At 51.2% G+C, this 21,493-nt stretch carries 18 protein-coding genes; 6 read left to right on the forward strand and 12 right to left on the reverse strand.

From position 1 onward, the window contains the following. Positions 1 to 15 precede the first annotated feature (15 nt). The 8 genes from DEV76_RS15230 to DEV76_RS15265 form a co-directional block, all read right to left on the reverse strand. A complete protein-coding gene (locus tag DEV76_RS15230; protein WP_109698780.1) occupies positions 16 to 1,410 on the reverse strand; it encodes a SusD/RagB family nutrient-binding outer membrane lipoprotein in 1,395 nt (464 codons plus the stop codon). 11 nt (positions 1,411 to 1,421) lie between these two features. Continuing rightward, positions 1,422 to 4,919, reverse strand: coding sequence for a SusC/RagA family TonB-linked outer membrane protein (locus DEV76_RS15235; RefSeq protein WP_109699027.1), 3,498 nt, complete (start codon positions 4,917 to 4,919; stop codon positions 1,422 to 1,424). A gap of 243 nt (positions 4,920 to 5,162) precedes the next feature. Then, positions 5,163 to 6,116: a FecR family protein gene (locus DEV76_RS15240; RefSeq protein WP_109698781.1), complete on the reverse strand. Its 954-nt coding sequence runs from the start codon at positions 6,114 to 6,116 to the stop codon at positions 5,163 to 5,165. Between the two features lie 51 nt (positions 6,117 to 6,167). Further along, positions 6,168 to 6,746 (reverse strand): RNA polymerase sigma factor, encoded by a 579-nt coding sequence (locus DEV76_RS15245; protein WP_109698782.1) that lies wholly within the window; start codon positions 6,744 to 6,746, stop codon positions 6,168 to 6,170. Between the two features lie 136 nt (positions 6,747 to 6,882). Further along, the gene (locus tag DEV76_RS15250; protein WP_109698783.1) at positions 6,883 to 7,383 is read right to left on the reverse strand and encodes an FKBP-type peptidyl-prolyl cis-trans isomerase; all 501 of its coding nucleotides are present in this window, start codon (positions 7,381 to 7,383) and stop codon (positions 6,883 to 6,885) included. A 12-nt stretch (positions 7,384 to 7,395) separates the two neighbouring features. Further along, positions 7,396 to 7,923: an FKBP-type peptidyl-prolyl cis-trans isomerase gene (locus DEV76_RS15255; protein WP_109698784.1), complete on the reverse strand. Its 528-nt coding sequence runs from the start codon at positions 7,921 to 7,923 to the stop codon at positions 7,396 to 7,398. Between the two features lie 112 nt (positions 7,924 to 8,035). Beyond that, positions 8,036 to 9,673, reverse strand: a complete 1,638-nt coding sequence (gene groL / locus DEV76_RS15260) for a chaperonin GroEL (RefSeq protein WP_109698785.1) — start codon at positions 9,671 to 9,673, stop codon at positions 8,036 to 8,038. A gap of 48 nt (positions 9,674 to 9,721) precedes the next feature. Continuing rightward, entirely contained in the window at positions 9,722 to 10,006 is a 285-nt protein-coding gene (locus DEV76_RS15265; protein WP_109698786.1) for a co-chaperone GroES, read from the reverse strand. A gap of 297 nt (positions 10,007 to 10,303) precedes the next feature. On the opposite strand from DEV76_RS15265, the gene nusB reads away from it, so the two are divergent. The 5 genes from nusB to DEV76_RS15290 all read left to right on the forward strand — a co-directional run bounded on the left by nusB (position 10,304) and on the right by DEV76_RS15290 (position 13,404). Then, on the forward strand, positions 10,304 to 11,233 hold the full coding sequence (nusB, locus tag DEV76_RS15270) for a transcription antitermination factor NusB (protein ID WP_109698787.1): 930 nt from the start codon (positions 10,304 to 10,306) through the stop codon (positions 11,231 to 11,233). A 10-nt stretch (positions 11,234 to 11,243) separates the two neighbouring features. Beyond that, the gene (locus DEV76_RS15275) at positions 11,244 to 11,687 is read left to right on the forward strand and encodes a DUF1573 domain-containing protein (RefSeq protein WP_109698788.1); all 444 of its coding nucleotides are present in this window, start codon (positions 11,244 to 11,246) and stop codon (positions 11,685 to 11,687) included. Between the two features lie 36 nt (positions 11,688 to 11,723). After that, the gene (yajC, locus tag DEV76_RS15280; protein WP_109698789.1) at positions 11,724 to 12,080 is read left to right on the forward strand and encodes a preprotein translocase subunit YajC; all 357 of its coding nucleotides are present in this window, start codon (positions 11,724 to 11,726) and stop codon (positions 12,078 to 12,080) included. A 70-nt stretch (positions 12,081 to 12,150) separates the two neighbouring features. Continuing rightward, entirely contained in the window at positions 12,151 to 12,738 is a 588-nt protein-coding gene (gene coaE / locus DEV76_RS15285) for a dephospho-CoA kinase (protein WP_109698790.1), read from the forward strand. A 24-nt stretch (positions 12,739 to 12,762) separates the two neighbouring features. Beyond that, entirely contained in the window at positions 12,763 to 13,404 is a 642-nt protein-coding gene (locus DEV76_RS15290) for a hypothetical protein (RefSeq protein ID WP_109698791.1), read from the forward strand. Between the two features lie 295 nt (positions 13,405 to 13,699). Here the strand turns inward: DEV76_RS15290 and DEV76_RS15295 are convergent, their stop codons facing one another. The 3 genes from DEV76_RS15295 to DEV76_RS15305 form a co-directional block, all read right to left on the reverse strand. Then, on the reverse strand, positions 13,700 to 14,890 hold the full coding sequence (locus DEV76_RS15295; RefSeq protein ID WP_109698792.1) for a pyridoxal phosphate-dependent aminotransferase: 1,191 nt from the start codon (positions 14,888 to 14,890) through the stop codon (positions 13,700 to 13,702). Between the two features lie 122 nt (positions 14,891 to 15,012). Beyond that, the gene (locus tag DEV76_RS15300; RefSeq protein ID WP_109698793.1) at positions 15,013 to 15,720 is read right to left on the reverse strand and encodes a DUF4397 domain-containing protein; all 708 of its coding nucleotides are present in this window, start codon (positions 15,718 to 15,720) and stop codon (positions 15,013 to 15,015) included. A gap of 56 nt (positions 15,721 to 15,776) precedes the next feature. Continuing rightward, positions 15,777 to 16,973 (reverse strand): serine hydrolase, encoded by a 1,197-nt coding sequence (locus DEV76_RS15305; RefSeq protein WP_157962910.1) that lies wholly within the window; start codon positions 16,971 to 16,973, stop codon positions 15,777 to 15,779. Positions 16,974 to 17,197: 224 nt separating this feature from the next. Here DEV76_RS15305 and secDF point away from each other — a divergent pair, with 224 nt between their 5' ends. Then, entirely contained in the window at positions 17,198 to 20,350 is a 3,153-nt protein-coding gene (gene secDF / locus DEV76_RS15310; RefSeq protein ID WP_109698795.1) for a protein translocase subunit SecDF, read from the forward strand. Between the two features lie 777 nt (positions 20,351 to 21,127). Here the strand turns inward: secDF and DEV76_RS15315 are convergent. Continuing rightward, on the reverse strand, positions 21,128 to 21,472 hold the full coding sequence (locus DEV76_RS15315) for a HesB/IscA family protein (protein WP_109698796.1): 345 nt from the start codon (positions 21,470 to 21,472) through the stop codon (positions 21,128 to 21,130). Between the last annotated feature and the right edge of the window lie 21 nt (positions 21,473 to 21,493).

A 21,493-nucleotide genomic window follows, 5' to 3' on the forward strand; every position in this document is an offset into this window, starting at 1 on the left:
TTGCTGTTGTAACCGTCAGTTCTTATCCCACCATACTTTCCCGTTCGGCGTATCGCCTGCATTGGCGAACTGCCTGCTGATGGCGGCACGGTAGTTATCTCCGTTGTTAAATGATTCATCTGCAGGATAAGTTTGCCGGGTTGGCACTGGTTTTCCATTCACAGGTACCAATGCAGGATATCCCGTTCTGCGATATTCTGCCCAGGCTTCAAAGCCATGCATGAACAGGTGTACCCAGCGCTGGGTGGCTATCTGCTGCATTCCGGTTGCTGCTGTATATGCCACACCGGGTTTTGCCAGCAATGCTGCAAGGCCGGTAGCATTGCCCGTCCATTGAATCAGTGATTGCTCGATGGCATCTTCGTAATATTCCTGCGCTTTGGCTTCGCCACCGTTGATCCATCCGCGCTTAGCCCCTTCGGCCAGCGCAAACAGCGCCTGTGCATAGGTTACGAGGTAAACAGGGGCGTCCTGCGTACGTACGGCTTCGCCGAGCAGGGAGTATTTATCGATGTTGGACCCGTCGGTACTGCCATATGGCAGACCTACATACAGGCCGTCCTGGGCATTAGGGAGGACGTATACTGCCAGCCGGGGATCATCTGCGTTTTTCAATGTATTTACCAGCAATTCGGAACCGGCCCACCATTCGCGGCCCTGAACGGTCCACTGGTTATACCAGAAGCTTTCGTTGTTGGCGTCCGGAAGGTTTTTGAAAGTGAAGTTGTCGCTGTTGCTGAGCATGATCCCAGCGGTGAGGGCTTTGTTGAATTCTTCACGTGCTTTATCAGGTGATGCGTCAGACATACGGAGTGCCATGAGCAGGCGGATGGTGTTGCTGAGCCTTTTCCATTTGTCGGGGTCACCGGCATATATGATGTCGTTGGTGATCTTACCGGCTACAAATTCTCCCGAAGCCTGTGTAAGCAGGGCAAGGAGGTTGTTGTAGATGGATTCCTGCGTGTCGTATACAGGAGTGAAGGTGGATTCACCTTTCAGTGCCTGTGAATACGGAATATCGCCCCAACGGTCGGTAATATGCCAGAAGAAGTAAGCTTTCAGTACTTTGGCCACAGCTATCTGGTTGGGGATAGGCCCGTCGAGGGAATTCTGTTCCGGCTTGGTGAGCACCGATTCCAGGTTCATCAGCGGATCGTGATAGAGCGTGTAGAAGCTGGCGGATGGCTCGGTATACAGGGAAAGGTTCGGGTAGAGCGTTTCCATGAGATACTGTGCGTAGAACTCACCCTGCGGTACTTCCTGCAGTACGGGCAGCATCAGCTGTGCATTGGCAATGAGCTGTGTGTTGGATGCTTTAGACGGCAGGTTGGGGTTCACGTTGATATCCCCGAATTTATTGCAGCCAGACAGCATGAGGGCGGTAACGATAAGGATATTTATTTTTCGCATGATGTCGGCTTTTAGAAGTTCACAATAAGGTTAGCACCAAAAGATCGTACCGTATTGGCCTGTCCGCTTTCACGCCAGCTGATGGAAGTAGAGCCGGTTGAAAGTTCGGAAGGATCGAGACCTTTGGGAGCTTTCTGCCAGATCATTGCCGGGTTGCGTGCAATGAGGGCCAGGTTGATGCTCTGGAAGGGCAATCTGCCAAGGTCCTTTTTGCTGAAGGTATAACCCAGCCGCAGCTCGCGCAGCTTGATGTACGAGGCGTCTATGAGCCATTCTTCGTACACATGCGTACCTACATGGGTGCGCCAGTATACTTTGGCATCTACATACGCTTCCGTGTATTGTTTCGTGGCATTAGAGATACCTGTTACTTTCATACCGCCGCCCTGTGCCACAGGGTCGCGTACATTCTTGCCTCTGTCGTTCATAGCTGCTGTTGCCGGTGCGATGCCTGTTTTATGTGCGAGCATCCAGCTGCGGCTGAAGAACTGGCCACCTTTCTGCCAGTCGATCATCGCGCTCAGATCAAACTTGCCGATCTTAAACGTATTCTGCCAGCCACCTGTCATATCCGGTAATACAGAGCCGAAGTTGTGTGTGGCGGAAGTGTACATCGGCATATTGTTATTGTCGAGCAGGATCATTCCGGTTGCGGAATCACGCTGGTATGCCTTGCCGATCAGACTGCCGAAAGCTTCTCCTACATAGGAGTTGAGGTAACTGTCTGCCTGCGAATAGCGGGTATTGTCGATGGGGTACACGTTTTGATTTGGTCCCAGCTCTACCACCATGCTCCTGTTGCGGTTCATGTTGAAGATGGTTTGCCAGGTGAAGAATTCACCACGTACCGGCGTTGCGCTCAGTGATATTTCGAAACCCTTACTTTGAATAAGCCCTGCGTTTATAATGGTTCCGCTATAGCCGCTGGTACTGGAAAGGGCAAGGGGGATGATCTGGTTCCGGTTCTTCTGCTGGTACCAGGTAAAGTCCAGGCCAATACGGTTGTCGAGGAACTTCAGATCGGCACCGGCTTCGAAAGCATGTGCAAACGAAGGCTTGATATTGGGATTCACCAGGTTATCGCGTACATACATGGTATTCACCGGAGTACCGTCGGGGAGGGTATAAATGGTTCCTACGCCAAAGTTCTGGCTGGTCTGGTATACACTGAGGTCGCTGCCGGCCTGTGCATAGCTCATGCGTACTTTACCATAAGAAAGTGCTTTCCATTTAAGATCGTCGCTGAACACATAGCTCGCTGAAACGGAAGGATACCAATAGGAGTTGTATTGCTCCATGAGGGTGGAGGAGTTATCATTCCGAAGGGAGCCTTCCAGGAAGTAACGGTTTTTATATCCGAGAGAAACCATGCCGTAGCCGCTTCTGATCTTCTTTTCACTGAGATAGTTCGCAATCTCCGGCCGGTCGTTGGAAGCCGCCAGGTTGAAGTAATCCGGACTGTTCAGTCCTCCCACCGTGGCACCTGTCATGTATGTATTTTTGCGGTAGAAGCTGTTCCCACCGAGGTTGGCATGGAGCGAGATATCACCCCAGTTTTTGGTGTACTGGGCGAGGAACTCATAGTTCATTTCAGTATTCTGGTATTTGCCGACAGTATATTCCGGTGTGCCCAGTCCTCCGAAGCCATGGCGCGTTTCAATGTTCTGGGAGAACATGTCGCCACGTGCAAAGCCGCTTACTTTCAGGCCCGGTAATATTTCGTAGGTAAGCCCCACATCACCGAAGAAACGGTCGCGGTTGTCGTTAGCCGGACTTTCATACGCAAGGAAATAAGGGTTGTTCCAGTTGGTAAGTCGTGGATTGGGATTGGCGGCGGTGGGAGTGGCGATGCTCCATCCGAGGATGCGGCCGTCCGGGTATTTATAGTCGCGCAGCCGGCGCATATCCATACTCCGCTGGAACCACTGTACGATGAACCTTGCACCGTCTTCCGATCCTTGTTTCGGCCGTTGTGCTTTGTTATTGGCGTAGTTCAGGTTCGTGGAAACGGTGAGTTTGGGGGTAATATCGAGTGAGCCGCTGATACCGAGGTTGTTACGTTTCAGCCAGGTGTTGGGTTCTACGCCGCCGATGCTGGTGTTGTTGTAGCTCACACGGAAAGTGGAGTTCTCGTTACCGCCTGTTACATTGACGCCGTTATTGAACGTATAGCCGGTTTCGTAATAGTCTTTGATGTTATCGGGGTAGGCAACGAAAGGGGTTTCCTTTCCGAAAGTAGGATCCTGCGGGTAGTAGCTGAATACCTGTCTTGCAGGAGTGCCATCCGCTTTGGGGCCCCAGCTTTCATCCACACTCATGCCTACTACTTTCTGTCCGGCGGCATTGGTGCTCCAGGTTTGCGTGGAGCCGCCACCGTAGATATTCTGCATAGGCATAAAATTGCCTGCCCTTTCAAGGGAGAAGGCGCTGTTCAGCGTTACATTCACCTTTTTAGGCCCTTTACTGCCCTTGCGGGTGGTGATCATGATTACGCCGTATTGACCGCGCAAGCCGTACAGGGCGGAGGCGGCAGGGCCTTTCAGGACTTCTATATTCTCAATGTCTTCAGCGTTAATATCCTGCGCCAGGTTGCCATAATCGGCCCCATCCAGGCCTGCGTAGTTGGAGTTGGAAATGGGGGTACCGTCTACCACTATGAGCGGCTGGTCGGTTCCGGAGAGGGAGTTAACGCCGCGGATCTTTATTTTCTGTGTACCGCCCATACTGGCGCCGGAAGCACCGGTAACCTGTACGCCTGCAATTTTGCCTGCCAGTGAGCCGAGCACGTTGGTTTCTTTGGTATAGGTGAGGTTTTCACCTTTTACTCCCTGTGTGGCGTAACCGAGCGAGCGGGCGTCGCGTTTAATGCCGAGAGCCGTAACCACCACTTCTGAGAGCTGGCGGTCGTTTTCTGTAACGGTGAAGTTAGCTTCAGCGAAGCCATCAGTTACCGTGACTGTCATTTTCAACGGGTTATGGCCCATTGCGCTGGCTGTTACTTCATAAGTACCTGCTTTCAGGCCACCGATGCTGTACCTGCCTTCGGCATCCGCCACAGTGCCGTGCGTGGTGCCGGCGATCTGGATGGTGGCGAAGGGGAGGGGATTGCCGTCAGATGTTCGTACAACGCCCCTGATGCCCCCGTCGAAATCGGGTGCGGTAGCGGGTACGGCTTCAAACACGGCAGCGCTGGCAGGCGCTTTTTTTATAACGATGTGTGTATTAACCTGCTCGTACCGCAACCCTTTGGGCAGCAGCAGTGCGTCCAGCAACTGGCCAACGGGGATGCCGGAGGCGCGATAGGTAACATTGCCATGACCTTCTATATCACGGGTTTTGTACGTAAAAGAGCAATCGGCCAGGGATTCTATCTGCCGGAGAGCCTGCCGAAGGGAAATGTTGTTGAGATCGACCGAAACAATCACTTTCCGGATATCCTGCCCTGAACCGTCGGCGGCAAGGAGGATTCCATTGAAAGTCAATAGGATGGCCAGGATGGATATGCGCATAATCAACCTTTTGAGACGTGGCAGTCCGGAATTTAGGGACTGCCTTTTTTCCACGCGGGGGTCGATGAAAGTGCAGTTTTCTACATACAAATTCATAGCTTTGAATTGTTTAATAATTACCGAATAGGGATTATTGAAAAGCTGGAGGAGCCGCAGCCGGGTCGCAATCGGAGCGGCTCTCCGCATTTCCAGGCCTTACCCTGACAAACGTTTACAGGTATGTGCCATCTTATCAGATTTTGGTTAATGAATCGCGTATGTTCCTTCAGCCAGCGTGAGCCGGCCATCTGTTAGTTTGCATAGTATTTTTAGGGCCTCATCCACACCAATATCCCGGCGGAAGGAGGTAGATACTCTTTCTTCTCCCAATTCAGTCCGTACAATCCGGATACGCACATCGTACGTACGTTCGAGGTCGCTGATAATATCGGCCAGCTTCTCCCCGTCATATGCCATCTTCCCTTCTTTCCATGGCGCAGCTTCCGAGGCTATGATAGGCCTGGGTGCATCGCTGCTGCCTTCCGGCCTTACTTTCACCAGCTGTCCGCCGGTAAGGGTAGCGGTTTTCTCTTTACCATATTGTACCCGCACTTTCCCGCTGCTGACTGCCACAGTCACATCCTGCTGGCCGGGGTATGCGCGGATGTTGAATGCGGTGCCCAGCACGGTGGTAGAAATGTTGCCGGTGTGGATAATGAAGGGTTGTTCTTCATTCTGTTTCACATCGAAGTAGGCTTCGCCGGAGAGGTAGACGGTCCGGGCCTTTTGCCCGAAGTCTTCCTGATATCGCAGGCTGCTGGCGGTATTGAGCCACACCTGTGTTCCGTCTGGCAGTGTCAGCTGTCTCACTTCCCTGCGTGCGGTTTGCTGCCCGGTCATAGCGGCAGGAGCCTGTTCCGCTACAGAAGGGTACAGCAGCCAGGCGGCTGTGGTAACAAGGGTAACCACGGCTGCTGCTATGGCTACTTTTACCAGCTTCAGCTGCCGGCCTGCAGGATGTACGAGCTGCCCGCGGCGGTTGACGTATGTTTCCGCGTGCGGTAGTTCTTCTTCACTGTTCCAGGCCTGCCGGATCATGTTCCGGATAGCCTCGTCATGATCGGCTTGCCGCAGGAGGGCAAAAAACTCCTCGTACTCCTGGCGGGTGCAGGTATTGTCGCGATAGCGCCTGAACAGGTATTGTATCCGTTCTTCCATGCGTAGAATTGGTGTATATACATGTGTAGACGAAGCAGCAGCGAAATGTTCCTATTGGCGGAAGAAAAAAAGTGAAAAAAAGAGGGGGAGGGGGCCGGAGGTTTTGACGATAAAGGTGCGGATGGCCTGAAGGGCGGAGGATAGCTGGTTTTTAACGGTATGGCGGCTTATTTTCAGCTCATCGGCTATTTCGAGGTAGCTCATGCCCTCTTCGCGGTTAAGGCGGTAAATGAGGCGGCGTTGGGCCGGCAGGCGGTCGATGGCTTTGGCTACCAGGGTATGGTATTCACGGGCTTCGGTAATAGCGGCAGGGGTGGGTGCGCCCTGATCGAGGGCGTTCCAGATGTATTCGCGCATCCGCTCATCGGCAGCGGCCTTACGGAGAAAGTCCATCAGTTTATTCTCCATCACCCGGTACAGCCAGGCATCCATATTCCGGATGTCGGACATTTGCTCACGGTGTTCCCATAATTTAAGAAATGTTTCCTGCACAAGGTCCTGTGCATATCCCGCAGATTTGGTCATCTTCAGGGCTAACGCATACAACCTTGCTTCCTGGTCACGGAATACCTCCAGGAAGCGGTGTTCCTGCAGTGATGAGGGGGCGGTATGAACAGATTCACGGCGCATGCGGGACGGGAATAGTTCCAACGAATTGCGTTAGATGATGGTCTTTCTAAATGTACTATTTTTTCCCGGAAACAAAAATGCCCGTCCGGGTAGTAACGGGACGGGCATGTTATACTGAAGCCGTTTCCGGCAGATATTAATAATAGTAATTGTTGAGTTTTACCTCAAATTTCAGCACGCTGTTAGGAGGAATGGTGCCGCGGTTAGCGTTACGGTAACCCAGTACGGAGGGGATGAGGTATTGCACGATGCCTTTCTTGGTAGTTTTCATGGGTCCTACCTTAAAGCCGGGGATAAGCCCGCCATCACCGAGGCGGATATCGCCAAATGTAGTGTTGTCGGTAGAATCGAAGCGGGTACCATTCAGGAGCCAGCCTTTGTAGGAGATATTGAACCGGTCGGTGAGCTTAATGGTATCTCCGGCTTCACCGTGCTGCAGTACTTTCCAGTAAACGCCGGTAGTATCGCGCTGCATACCGGTAATATTGTTGGCTGCGATATAATCCTTGATGGTTTGTTCATCAATGGCGGCCTGTTTTACCGCATCATAAGGAACTTCATCGTCTTTGTCTTTCTTGCAGGCTACGGCCAGGGTGATGCCCAGAAGGGCGAGCAGGCCCAGGTAATGTTTCTTCATGCGTTTAAGTGGTTATTTTCTGATATCGATTAAAGTAATGTCACAAAAGAGGATGGCGTTAGGGGGGATTTTACCGGGGATGCCGACGTTGCCGAATGCAAGCCTGCTGGGGATGAACAATTGGATGCGGCCTCCTTTGGAAATCATGGGAAGCCCGTATTGCCAGCCCGGAATATGATCTTTCAGTTTCCGGTTGTCGAAAGAAGTAGGGAGGGGGGAAGATTCAATGATCTGGTCATTACCAAGTAAACGCCGGGTAAAGGTGACTACCGGTATTTCTTCCAGACTGATGGTATCGGTATGATATCCTTCATTTAAAACCTTATATACCAGGCCACTGGGATGAAGGGTTATTCCGGAATCCTGTTTAGTGTCCTGCAGGTATTTGATGATGGCATCAGATTGCCGGATTACGCCTTCGAGGATAGCGTTGGGGTTTTCCTCGGATTTGGCACAACCTGTAAGCATACCGGCCGGCAGTGCCAGGAGGCACAGGGCAATAAGTATACGTTGCAGGCGGATTCCAATTTTCAACATCATCTTGGTGCAGAATTTAACCTTAAACGGCGGGAAGCGCCGGAAAGTTACAAATTAAAAAAATCCCGTCCAGGCAAAGCCGGGACGGGAAAGGAATATTTCCGGAACGGGAGGATTAGTAATCCATGCCCATACCGTGACCGCCACCCGGCATTGCGGGAGCTGCGGATTTAGGTTCAGGTTTGTCAGCGATCACGCATTCGGTGGTCAGCAGCATACCAGCGATGGATGCAGCGTTTTCCAGAGCAATACGGGCCACTTTAGTGGGGTCGATTACACCTGCAGACAGCATTTTCTCGTAAGTTTCGGTGCGGGCGTTGAAACCGAAGTCGCCTTTACCTTCTTTTACTTTCTGCACTACGATGGAACCTTCGATACCTGCGTTGGCGGTGATCTGACGGAGCGGTTCTTCGATAGCGCGTTTAACGATAGCGATACCGGTCATTTCGTCTTCGTTTTCACCTTTCACTTTGTCCAGGCCTTCGATAGCGCGGATGAAAGCTACACCACCACCAGCGATGATACCTTCTTCAACGGCAGCACGGGTAGCGTGCAGGGCGTCGTCCACACGGTCTTTCTTTTCTTTCATTTCCACTTCGGTAGCAGCACCTACGTAGAGAACAGCAACACCGCCGCTCAGTTTGGCGAGGCGCTCCTGCAGTTTCTCACGATCGTAATCGGAGGTGGTTACTTCGATCTGGGATTTGATCTGATTGATACGAGCCTGGATGTCAGTTTTCTTGCCTTTACCGCCTACTACGGTGGTATTGTCTTTATCGATGGTCACAGACTCAGCGCGGCCGAGGTAAGTGAGGTCAGCGTTTTCCAGTTTGTAGCCCTGATCTTCGCTGATAACCACACCTGCGGTGAGGGTAGCGATGTCCTGGAGCATTTCCTTGCGGCGGTCGCCAAAGCCGGGGGCTTTAACTGCAGCCACTTTCAGGGTACCACGCAGTTTGTTTACCACGAGGGTAGCCAGTGCTTCACCTTCGAGATCTTCAGAGATGATCAGAAGAGGAGCGCCTTGCTGGGCAACTTTCTCGAGGATGTGCAGGATATCCTTCATGGTGCTGATCTTCTTGTCGTAGATCAGGATGTAAGGATTCTGCAGCTCAGCCTGCATTTTTTCGCTGTTGGTGATGAAGTAAGGGGAGAGGTAACCACGGTCGAACTGCATACCTTCTACTACTTCTACAGTAGTTTCGGTGCCTTTCGCTTCCTCAACGGTGATAACACCGTCTTTGGTTACTTTACGCATAGCTTCAGCGATCAGTTTACCGATTTCCTGGTCGTTGTTGGCGGAGATAGCGGCTACCTGTTCGATCTTTTTATTGTCGTTGCCAACTTTTTCGGATTGTTTCTTCAGGTTTTCCACCACGGCTTTCACGGCTTTGTCGATACCGCGTTTCAGATCCATGGGGTTAGCGCCTGCGGCTACGTTTTTCAGGCCTTCACCGATGATGGACTGAGCCAGTACGGTTGCGGTAGTTGTACCGTCACCTGCGATGTCAGCGGTTTTGGAAGCAACTTCCTTCACCATTTGAGCGCCCATGTTCTCGATAGGGTCTTCCAGTTCGATTTCTTTAGCTACAGTAACACCGTCTTTGGTTACACCGGGAGCACCGAATTTCTTTTCGATTACCACGTTGCGGCCTTTGGGGCCCAGGGTTACTTTCACGGCGTTTGCCAGTGTGTCAACGCCTTTCTTCATTTTGTTGCGGGCGTCGGTATTAAAGAATATTTGCTTTGCCATAGTCGTATAAATTTTCTTTGGTCGTGAAGGTTAATGTTCTGGGCAGGATTAGATAACAGCCAGGATGTCGGATTCGCGCATGATCAAGTAATCTTCTCCTTCGAGGCTGATTTCAGTACCGGAGTACTTGCCGTACAATACTGTATCGCCTACTTTCACGCTCACGGGTTCATCTTTTTTACCAGGACCGGCTGCTACTACCGTTCCACGCTGCGGTTTTTCTTTAGCGGTATCGGGGATGATGATGCCGCCTGCGGTTTTTTCTTCAGCTGCTGCGGGTTTTACGATCACCCTGTCTGCCAGAGGTTTGATACTCAATTTGCTTTTAGCCATTTTGATTCTATTTTTAAAAAGATGAGTTTAGGAATTCAATTTCCGGTTTGTTACGTGGAAATCTGACGCGCTATCTCCTGACAGAGATTGTGCCAAACGAGATTCGGGTCAAATTTGCAGGTTCCAAAGATAGTTAAATTGACACGGGTCTGCCAGAAAATGACATTTTTTCATTTTTGGCCTGTCAGGCACCCTGTAATGGCAGTTTCCGGGCCACCCTCCGGAGCCCCCGGGAAGTATTTTTTAAAAAGTCCCTGTAAAACAGTAGATTTGCCGCCATTTTCCTAAGCATACAAGATGATCAGTAGAAGAAATATCCGGGTAAAAGTAATGCAAACTCTGTATGCCATGGACACCATGGAGCAGGAAACGGTGAAACCGGGCACTGCAATGGGTTTGCTGAATGAGAAACTGGACCAGACGTGTCAGATTTTCACCTACCTCCTGTACTCGATGGCCCGTGTGGCTCAGTATGCGGAGACGGATTCCCAGCAACGGGCATCCAAACACCTGCCCAGCGCGGAAGACCTTGTCGTGAACACTAAGGTGGCAGGGAACGACTTTGTTTTTCAGGTCCTGAACGACAAAGGGTTCCTCGTAAACCTCGACAACTGGAAGCTTCGCCGCCTCGAAGACCCCGAAATCACCCGGAAGCTCTATAACCAGCTCGCTGAGTCAGAAACGTATAAAACATACATTTCTGTCCCCTCCCGCGAGAAAGCTTCCGAAAAACAAATCATCGAATTCATTTTCACAGAGATACTGGAAAAGAACGAACTCTTCCGCCAGCATATGGATGATACCTTCATCCATTGGGGCGATGATGAAGACATGATGGGCATCCTGGTGGGTAACTACCTCTCCAAGCCCCAGCTCTTCAATTTCCTCCAGCTCATCTCCCGCGAAAAGCTGGAATATGCCCGCGACCTCCTCAGCACCGTACTCAACAAAAAGGAATACTGCCATGAACTCATCCGTCCCAAACTTCAGAACTGGGACCCTGAGCGTATTGCTTCCGTAGATATGCTGCTTATGGAAATGGGGGTTTGCGAATTCCTCTATTTCCCGACCATTCCCACCAAAGTAACCATCAACGAGTATATCGACCTTGCCAAAGCCTACTCCACGCCGCAAAGCGGGCAGTTTGTAAACGGCATTCTCGATAACATCCTGAAAGATCTTGTGCAGGCTAACCTCGTGGAAAAGACCGATCGTAACCGTAAATAAAACGACGCTTATGAAAGCCACCCTCATCGCTATTTTCGCCACCGCCCTCGCGCTCGGCGCCTGCAATAGTCAGAACGGCAGCAAAGCACCGTCTGATGCCGGCACCTCCGTACAGGACACCTCGAAAAGCGCACCGGAGATCACTTTCGACAAGCAGATGCACGATTTCGGCAAGATAGTGGCCGGGGAAGTAGTCGAGTATTCCTTCAAATTCAAAAATACCGGCGGCAGCGATCTCCTGATCAACCGTGCCGAAGCCTCCTGCGGATGCACTATCCCGGAATGGCCCAAAGCACCCATACGCCCGGGCGACAGCGCATACATCAAAGTGAAGTTCGACAGTAAAGGCCGCCCGGAAGGCTATACCGAAAAGGAAATTTACATCCAGGCCAACACCAATCCCTCAGGTATCAACGGCCCGCGCATCTCCTGTGAGATCGTGGCAAAGAAATAGTACCTTTAACCGTTCAAATCAAACAAACACATACAGATGTACAACTTCTTAACAAACGTATTCCTGATGACACCGGCAGCCGGTGGCGCACAGGGCGGCGGCATGGGCGGCTGGGGCAGCATGATCTTCTTCGGAGGCATGATCCTGGTTATGTGGCTCTTTATGATCCGTCCGCAAACTAAAAAAGCGAAAGCGCAGAAAACATTCATCGATAACCTGCGCGAAGGCGACAAGGTAGTTTCCATAGCCGGTATCCACGGCAAAGTGAAGAAAATCAACGACAACGGCACCCTTCAGGTTGAAGTGAGCCCCGGCACTTTCTTCACCATGGAGCGCTCCGCTATCAGCATGGAATACACTGCTGCCCTGAACAAGGCTGCAGAAGTAAAATAATTCCGGAATATCCCGGAAACTTCATGAAGAGAAGGCTTTACGCCTTCTCTTTTTTTATTATTTTGCCCTTATGCGTATTATCGGAATCACCGGCGGCATCGGCTCCGGAAAAACCACTGTAGCAAAAATATTTGCCGTTCTCGGCATCCCGGTCTATTATGCCGATGAAGCAGCGAAAGATATCATGGTGCGCGACACGCTCCTTGCTTCCCAGATACGCCGGCATTTCGGAGACGCCGCCTACTTTCCCGACGGTTCCCTCAACCGCAAACACATCGCCGATATTGTATTCGCCGATAAGGAAGAACTGGCCATCCTCAATTCCCTCGTTCACCCCGCCACCATCCGCGATTCTGCAGCCTGGGCCCAACAACAAAACGCTCCTTATGTCATCAAAGAGGCCGCATTGATGTTTGAGACCGAATCGTTTCACCACGTGGATAAGGTAATCACCGTATACGCCCCTGAAGCCCTCCGCATCAAACGCGTTATGCAGCGCGATAATACCGACCGCAACGCGGTGATAGCCCGTATGCATAAACAGCTCGATGAACAGATCAAACGCAAGCTGGCAGACTATGTAGTGTTCAACGACGAGCAGCAGCTGGTCATCCCCCAGGTACTCGCCCTTCACGAAACTTTTTTAACCTTTTCTTAGCATCGCATCGGTTACATTCGGTACATGGATCCCCGCCTGATCACCCTCTGCGGCGCTACTATGTGCTGCACGGCTTTATCCGCACAAGACACTGCCCGGAAGCCCGCATTCCCTTATGCAGGCTACGTTCGCCCGCAATTGCTGGTGACGGACACCATGCCATCCCGGAACCCCGATTCCATGCGTGTCATCACCCTCAAAACCTTTCAGAAAAGAGGACGTAATTACCTGCAGGACTCACTTGAAATGGAACGCCTGCTCCGTGGTGCTAAAAAGCCCTCGTTCAGTACGGTCTTCAATTTCGATAAAGATAAAATGGGTAATGAAGTGAAAGGGGCGGATGGCAGAACCCACCACCTCCCGGGTGCTTCTGTGAACATAGGCGCCCTGGCTTCCCTGCTCTCGTTCGGAAAAAACAACCGAAACGATGCTTTCCGGAGAAGGGTAGAAGCCGTGCAACAAGAGCATTTCTTCCAGCGGTATTACACCCCCGAAGCCGTGGCCCGCTTCATTCCCCTGCGGGGCGACAGTCTCTACGACTTCGTGGAAAAGAGCCGCCCGCCGGCAGACCTCCTGGCCAATGCCACGGCCTATGACCTCGGGGTATATATAAAGCGTCAATACAAAAATTACCTGGATACACTCAAAAAGGACACGATACATTAGGCCCATATGTAAACGTTCTCCATTCAGTTAAAATTCTATCAGGATAGTCTTGTTATGTGTGTTTTTAGTTATGTCATAACTCAATCATTCTGAAATGATTGTTCATCCATCCTTCATCCATCCTATATCCAAACTATATCAAAAGCTGGCCTTCGATGAAGGATGGATGAAGGATGGTTGAAGGATAAAAGGTGCGAATCCGATGCAATATTAACTGCGGAGCTTATACTATCCCAAATAATGCAAAAGGCCGTCTCAATTACATGAGACGGCCTTTTGCATATTTGAAATAAGCTTATTGAAGTTTGGGCAGCCATTCCGCCATGCGCTTCATCCCTTCCTTAATACGGTCGAGACCGGTAGCGTAGGAGATACGGATACATTGCGGTTGTTCGAACGCTGCGCCGGAAACCACGGATACATTGGCTTTGTGCAGGAGGAACATACAGAGGTCGTCTGCATTTTCAATGCGCTGGCCCTCATATTGTTTACCGAAGAAGCTGCTCACGTTAGGGAACATATAAAAAGCGCCGTCCGGCAGGTTTACATGCAGCCCGGGGATGTTTTGCAGTGCTTCGAAGATGAAAGCGCGGCGTTCACCGAAGGCTTTCACCATATCCTTTGCCGTGTCCAGCGGGCCGCGGAGGGCTGTAATGGCGCAACGCTGGGTAATGGAACAGGTAGCGGAGGTAAACTGGCTTTGCACCATATCGGCAGCTTTCGCAATTTCGAGCGGTGCGGCGAGGTAACCAAGGCGCCAGCCTGTCATCGCAAAGCCTTTACTAAGACCGTTGATGATGATAGTACGGTCTTTCAGCGTACCGAAAGTAGCGATGCTGGTGTGGGGCGCCACGTAGTTGATGTATTCGTAGATCTCATCGGAAATGATGAAGATATTGGGATGCTTTTCGAACACTTCGGCCAGCCCCTTCAGTTCGTCGTGCGAGTACACGGAACCGGTAGGGTTGCAGGGGGAAGAGAACATGAACAGCTTCGTTTGCGGGGTGATGGCGGCTTCCAGCTGCTGAGGGGTGATCTTGTAGTTATTCTCGATGCCGCAGGGCACAAATTTCACTACGCCCTGGCAGAGTTTCACCAGTTCGGAGTAGGTGACCCAGTAGGGGGTGGGTATAATCACTTCGTCGCCGGGATTCACGATAGAGAGCACGGCGTTGGCGATGGATTGTTTGGCGCCGGTAGATACAACGATTTGTTCGGGAGTGTATTCCAGTGAATTATCGCGCTGTAGTTTATGCGCCACGGCCTGTTTCAGGTCGAGGTATCCGGCTACGGGGGTATAATGCGTATACCCTTCGTCGATGGCTTTTTTAGCGGCCTCACGGATGTGTTCCGGGGTATCGAAATCGGGCTCTCCGATACTGAGGTCCACAATGTCAATGCCCTGGGCTTTCAGTTCCCGGCTCAGTTTGGCCATTCTGATGGTTTGCGGAACAGAGATCCGCGTTAATCTTTCTGCTAGTTGCATGGGTACTATTTTTTGGGTTGACCGCGGCAAACCTACAGCAAAAAAATGAGAGGAAAAGCATAAAAAAAACATTCCGGAACCAGGGCTCCGGAATGTTTTAAAAAAGGTTTGAAATCAATCTGCTATTGATACGCCATAATACGGATCCGGGGTTTCAGATCACCGGTAGTGGTGCCTGTTACGCCCTGGAGATAAATATTATAGAAACCACCACGTTTGAAGGTTACGCTGTTGTTGTCAATAGCGATCTCGGCGCCTGCCGCATCTTTGGCTACTACTACATGTGAGCCTTCCGCTGCGGGGGTGAAGCTATCGTACTGGCCGGTTTCAAAATCTTCGTATTGACGGCTGTTGAATACTTTGGTTCCGCCAATGAAAATATCCACGGCAGGTGATCCTGGCATCAGGTTGAAGAAACGGACATTAGCCTTATCGGTAGCAGGGTTAGACCATGTTTCCCGGATACGGTGGATGTGCGCTCCGTCATTTTTATCTCCGTAGAGAATGAGGGTAGTGTAGGCTGATGTGTCGAAAACTGCTGTGACAGTGGCCATCAGGCTGTCAGCACCATACTTCTTGAAATCGAATTTGTAAGATTTCGGGTTAAATACCTGACCGGCAGCCTCTCCGAATTTGATTTCCTTGGTGGTGATTTTAGTACCATCGAGGAAGATGTCGGTACCGAAAGTGGTAGCGAGGGAATTGACGAAAGCCACGTAGGTGACAGGCTTCTGCGGTTCCGGTTCAGAGTTTTTCAGACAGGACGAAAATCCTGTAACAGCTACGGTCAATGCCGCCAATGTCCATAAACGGCTCTTTTTGGTTACCATGCGCTCTTAGGTTTTTATTGATCAGTGATTAGTTACGGTTATGAAGTTGAAATATGTCAGTTCTGATAACGTTGAAAGTCTGGTTTGTATTTTCTTTCCCTTTTCAGTTCAGTTTCATAAATGATGGTCCCCAGTTCCCGCAGGAAAGGTTTCCCAATGGTTTCGTAGTCGTAGGTATCATCCCCGATGATGCCGTCCGAATTGGTGTAGATTCTGGCAGACAGCAGAAACTCTATTTTAGCGTCAAAGTCCGCAAAATAAGCGACATCTGTCAGAAACCCATAAGCCCAGCCGGATTTATTGAATATCCTTAAGCCCTGTGGCAGCCGCACGCTGCTGTCTGCACCTCCCATCAGGTACTTGGTGTAGTTTCTGTGAAACTCGGTTGTGTCATACTTCGGATCTGCCGGCCCGCTTTCCGTTGGCAGTTTAGACATATACCGGTATAAAAACCGGTAATCATCTTCCGTTAAACGGAAACGTTGCCGGGATGTTACAGTTTCCGGAAAAATTATACTCTGGAGGATATGATGCAGGTCGCCCAGCAGCATCCTGTTCTTCATGGAGAAGTCGAAAGGGGCGTTCACCAGACTATCTCCCGCATAATGTGCGTTCCCGGCCTTTTCCGGTTCCACAAAAGGCGTACCGGGTACGGGGCCTTTATAATGCCGGGGTTGCTGAATATATAGTGGAGTGGCAGCACCGGGGAGGAAGAAGCGGGCGCCATTCGTTTGCCGGTTGGCCTCAGGGGGGAGCGGCATACTGAGGCGGTGTACGATACGGGCGGCGGGATAGCCCTTCTTGTGGAGGGCGGTATTAAAGCCTTCCTGCCCCAGCAGTTCATAGAACCGGTTAAAGGCATCATTATCGCTGACCATGAATATTTTCTTAATGTAATGCTCCGCACTGGGCTTCCCGGATGGGTGGGAGGTATCGGTAAGCGTAGCCGGAGAGATGCCGGGCAAACTGTCGGTCAGCATCACCGCATCCCTTGGTATGCCGAGGCCGTTAAGGGTTTCCAGCGCCAGCAGGGCGGCAGGGAGCTTAACGGTGGAGGCGGGGTAGAAGTAGGAGGAAGGGGCCTCCGGCCAGTGGTACTCCGTGAGGCGGGGCCTGTTACGGGCATCCCTGTCTATCCGGGTATAATAAATCTCCACCCGGTACCCCGAAGGGTCGGCAAAAGCGGGTCCCAGCCTGGTGGCATGGGCCTCCAGGAGGGAATCCAGGTATTTGTCTTTACTGGAGTGTGTCATGTGGAAATTTCTTTCCCGGTAAGTTTGGCAGTTCGCAAAAAAAACCAATATTGCAGACGCCAACAAAATCCGTTGCTGCATAGAAGTCAAAATTGAAGGCGAAATCCCTATCAAAACCAATCACATAGTGATTTTAAGGCTGTTTTGATCCGGGCTTTAATATATCAATTTAAATTCTATCTTTGCAACTCTTTAAAAATTTGTATTAATAATCCGAAAAGAAAATGCAACTAAAAGGACTGGTTAGATTTTTTACTGCCGCCCTGATCCTTATTTCTTTGTATCAGTTGTCCTTCACGTTTGTGGTGCGGAACTTTGAGAAGAAGATGAAGGATGAGGCCGCAGCTGATGTTGCCCGCCAAAATCATCCCTCCGCCGAAACGAAATATCCCGGCAATAAAGAGCTTCAGGCACTTTACCAGGATACGCTGGACAATTTGTTGAAAGAACGTTTGGACTACAAGCTGGATAGCGCCAGTGGCAAGGAGATTGCGGGGTTCCCCTGGAATACGACCTACATCAAGGCCAAAGAGAAACAGCTCAACCTGGGTCTCGACCTGCAGGGGGGTATGAACGTAGTGCTGGAAGTTAGCGTGGAAGACGTGGTGCGTGCCCTCGCGGGTAATCCCAACGATCCCACCCTCAACGCAGCCATCGCTACTGCCCGTGAGCGCAAGAAGAACAGCCAGTCTGACTTTGTGACCCTGTTCGGCGAAGCATACAAGGAAAAGAATCCCAACGGGAAGCTCTCCACCGTGTTTGCCAACGCCCAGCTGAAAGAGATCACTTTCAACAGCTCCAACGATCAGGTGCTGAACGTGATCCGTACGGAAGCAAAGGCTGCCATCAAGAATACTTACAAAGTACTGCAGAACCGTATCGATAAATTCGGTGTTGCATCCCCCACCATTAACCTCGACGAGAACCGCGGTATCATTTCCGTGGAACTGGCAGGTGTGGATGATGCAGACCGTGTTCGCCAATACCTTCAGGCCAGCGCCAACCTCGAATTCCGCGAAACCTATAAGAACGGTGAGGAATTCTACATGGGCATTCTGACCCCCATGAACGAGGCCATCCGTGCTGCCCAGGGTAACGCTCCTAAAGTGGATACCGCTGCCAAAGCAACTGATTCCACTACTGTAGCTGCTACTACCACTACCGACACGAAAGACTCTGCTTCCCTGAAAGGACTCCTCGCTTCCGGCGGTGCCAAAACATCTGCCGATTCTGCGAAACTCCTCCAGGAGCAGGCGATGAAAGATAATCCGCTCTTCGCCATCTTCCGTCCCAATGCTACGCAGGAAGGCATCATCCCCAGCTCAGTACTCGGCCAGATCGCCTCTTCCGATACCGCTACTTTCCGGAAATACCTGGAACTGCCTGCGGTAAAAGCCATTCTGCCGAAAGACCTGGTGTTCCTCTACGGTCCTTCCAACAAGGAAGACCGCAGCCAGCCCCTGCAGGTATATGGTGTGAAAGTAAACCCCGCCAACCCGAAAGCTAAAATCACGGGTGAAAGGGTGATCGCTGCCAAAGCAGATTTCGGACAGGATAACAACCGCCCCGAAGTATCCATGACTATGGATGCCGTAGGTACCAAAGACTGGCGTAACCTGACCCGTGCACTTAAACCTTCGAACCCTGACGATCCGAGAACCGACAACTATGTAGCTGTAATTCTCGATAACGTAGTATATACCGCACCTTCTATCCGCGGAGAAATCCCTAACGGTGTTTCCTCCATCAGCGGCAGCTTTACGCTGGAAGAAGCGCAGGATCTTGCCAACATCCTGGTGTCCGGCAGAATGCCGGCTCCCGCCAAGATCGTGCAGGAGCAGGTAGTAGGCCCCACCCTCGGTCAGGAATCTATCGAGGCAGGTGCCAAATCCTTCATCATCTCCTTCGCGGTAATCTTTATCCTCATGCTGGTGTATTACAACACCGGCGGATGGGTAGCCAACATCGCCCTGATCCTCAACCTCCTCTTTACCGTAGGTATCCTCGCGTCTCTCGGCGCTACGCTTACCATGCCTGGTATCGCTGGTCTGGTACTGACGATCGGTATGGCGGTAGACACCAACGTAATTATCTTCGAACGTATAAAGGATGAGCTCAGCAAAGGAAAAACGTACCAACAGGCAGTTGCCGACGGTTACAAACGTTCCTACGCACCGGTACTGGATGGTCACGTAACCTCCCTGCTTACCGCTATCATCCTGTTCTACTTCGGCCTCGGCCCTGTACTCGGCTTTGCCACCACACAGATCATCGGTCTGCTCCTGTCCCTGTTCTGCGGTATCCTCGTATCCCGCATGGTAACGGACTTCTGGATGAAGCGCAAACGCCACTTCGAGTATTTCACACCTATCAGCCGCCGCATCTTCAAGCATGCCAACTTCGATTTCGTTGCCAAGCGTAAGTACGCTTACATGATCTCTGCTGTTGTAATGCTGCTCGGTATCGGCTCCTTCTTCAATGGGTTCGACCATGGTGTTGACTTCAGCGGAGGCCGCAGCTACACCGTTCGTTTCGACAAACCGATTGATCGTGAAGCTGTACACAGCGCACTGAATAAAACCTTCGATTCCGAAACGTTTGTAAAAACCATCGGCGAAAACAACCAGCTGAACATCACCACGCCTTACCGCATCGAGGAAAACTCCGACGAAGCGGCGAAAGACGCGCTGACGAAACTGCACGCGGGCCTTCAGGCATTCTACGACAGCAAGCCCGACCAGGCCGCTTTCGAAACGAAATACCTCATTGGTTCCCAGACGGTAGCACCAACCATCTCCGATGACCTCCGGTCCGGAGCGGTAAAAGCAACCCTGCTGTCTATCTTCGTGATCTTCCTGTACATCCTGCTGCGTTTCAGCAAATGGCAATACTCTATCGGTACCATTTTCTCTCTCCTGCACGACGTACTCGTAACACTGGCAGTATTCTCCTTCTGCCGCAACATTGTGCCTTTCTCCCTGGAGATCGACCAGCACTTTATCGCGGCAATCCTTACGGTAATCGGTTTCTCAATGAACGATACGGTGATCGTATTCGACCGTATCCGTGAAACGTTCCGTAACACGAAAGGGCTGGATACAAAAGTGGTGATCAACCGCGCGATCAACGAAACCCTGAGCCGTACCATCATGACCTCTGTGACGGTATTCCTCACCATCCTCATCCTCTTCATCTTCGGTGGCGAGGTGACACGTGGTTTCGCATTCGCGATGCTCATCGGTGTACTGACCGGTACTTACTCTTCTATCTTCGTTGCTGCCCCCATCCTGGTGGACTTCGACAAGAAGAACTCCCTCTCCAACGAGCGTGAAGCCGTGGTGATCGAGAAAGCACCCCCGTTAGTACGCGGCAAATAAGCCTGAACTACACTAACATAATTGCAAACAGCCGTCTCCCCCGGGAGGCGGCTGTTTTTTTGTGCCCCTTACCCTTATCCAAACATTCGGCAGGCCACCCCAAATTCAATAGCGGCATAGCGTCCACAATAAGCCCTTTTTATGCCCTCAATTCCTTTTCCCTGCAGAACTATGCCGGCGGGCTAAACCAACGGTAAAAACGGGCTGGCAGGCATGAAAAGGTCCCTCTGTCCATACCCTTCCCCGTCCTTTCATAAAGGTGTCAACCGGCTTAACCCCATGCAGAAGCGGAACAGCAGCCCTGTTCTGTTTCCTCCATCTTTTCCATTCCCCGTCCTTTCAGAACAATAGCTGGAGGCTTCTCGCGGGATGGCTGTGATGTTTTGCCCCTTCCCAAATACCTTTCCCCCGCCTTTGCAGGATAGCAGCCCGGGGGTAAAAAGAAGGTATCCTTCATGATAAGCCGTATTTCAACCGTACTCAACCCGGGGATAAGCCGTAGATAAGCCGCCTCTATATAGGGGCGGCTTATGGGCGGGATATGGGCGGCTTAAAGGCGGCTTAAGGGCGGCTTATCTCCCAATAAAACCTGCTTTTGTCATGAAGAAACGATGGGTTTGTCATGAGGGGAGGTTAGGGGATAAAAAGGAATTCCCGGGGTAAGGACCCGGGAAACAGATGAGTGAAGAAGGAAGGAAGATGCAGGGGCATAAAAAAAGTGACTAAACAAGCAGCAGACTGCTTCCTTAGTCACTTTTTAGTGTATAACTATTTGATTTATACGGCGAAAGATGTTCCGCAGCCGCAGCTGGACGAAGCATTCGGGTTGTTGAAAGTAAAACCGCGGGCATTGAGGCCATGCTGGAAGTCGATTTCGATACCGAGGAGGTAAAGGCCGTGTGCTTTTTTCATTACCACGGGGATGCCTTCCAGCTCATAAATATCGTCGTCTTCCATTTTAGCGTCAAAACCGAGGATGTAGGACAAACCGGAGCATCCGCCGCCCTTTACGCCAATGCGCAGGAACTGCGAATGGTCGAAGCTGACTTCTTCCATGAGCCGCTTTAATTCTTTAACCGCGCCGGCGGTCAGTTGTATAGGTGCCTGAGAGATTGTTTCCATGTATCGAAAAGTTTGAATACA

Origin of the sequence: Chitinophaga deserti (assembly GCF_003149455.1) — a bacterium.
GTDB lineage: Bacteria > Bacteroidota > Bacteroidia > Chitinophagales > Chitinophagaceae > Chitinophaga > Chitinophaga deserti.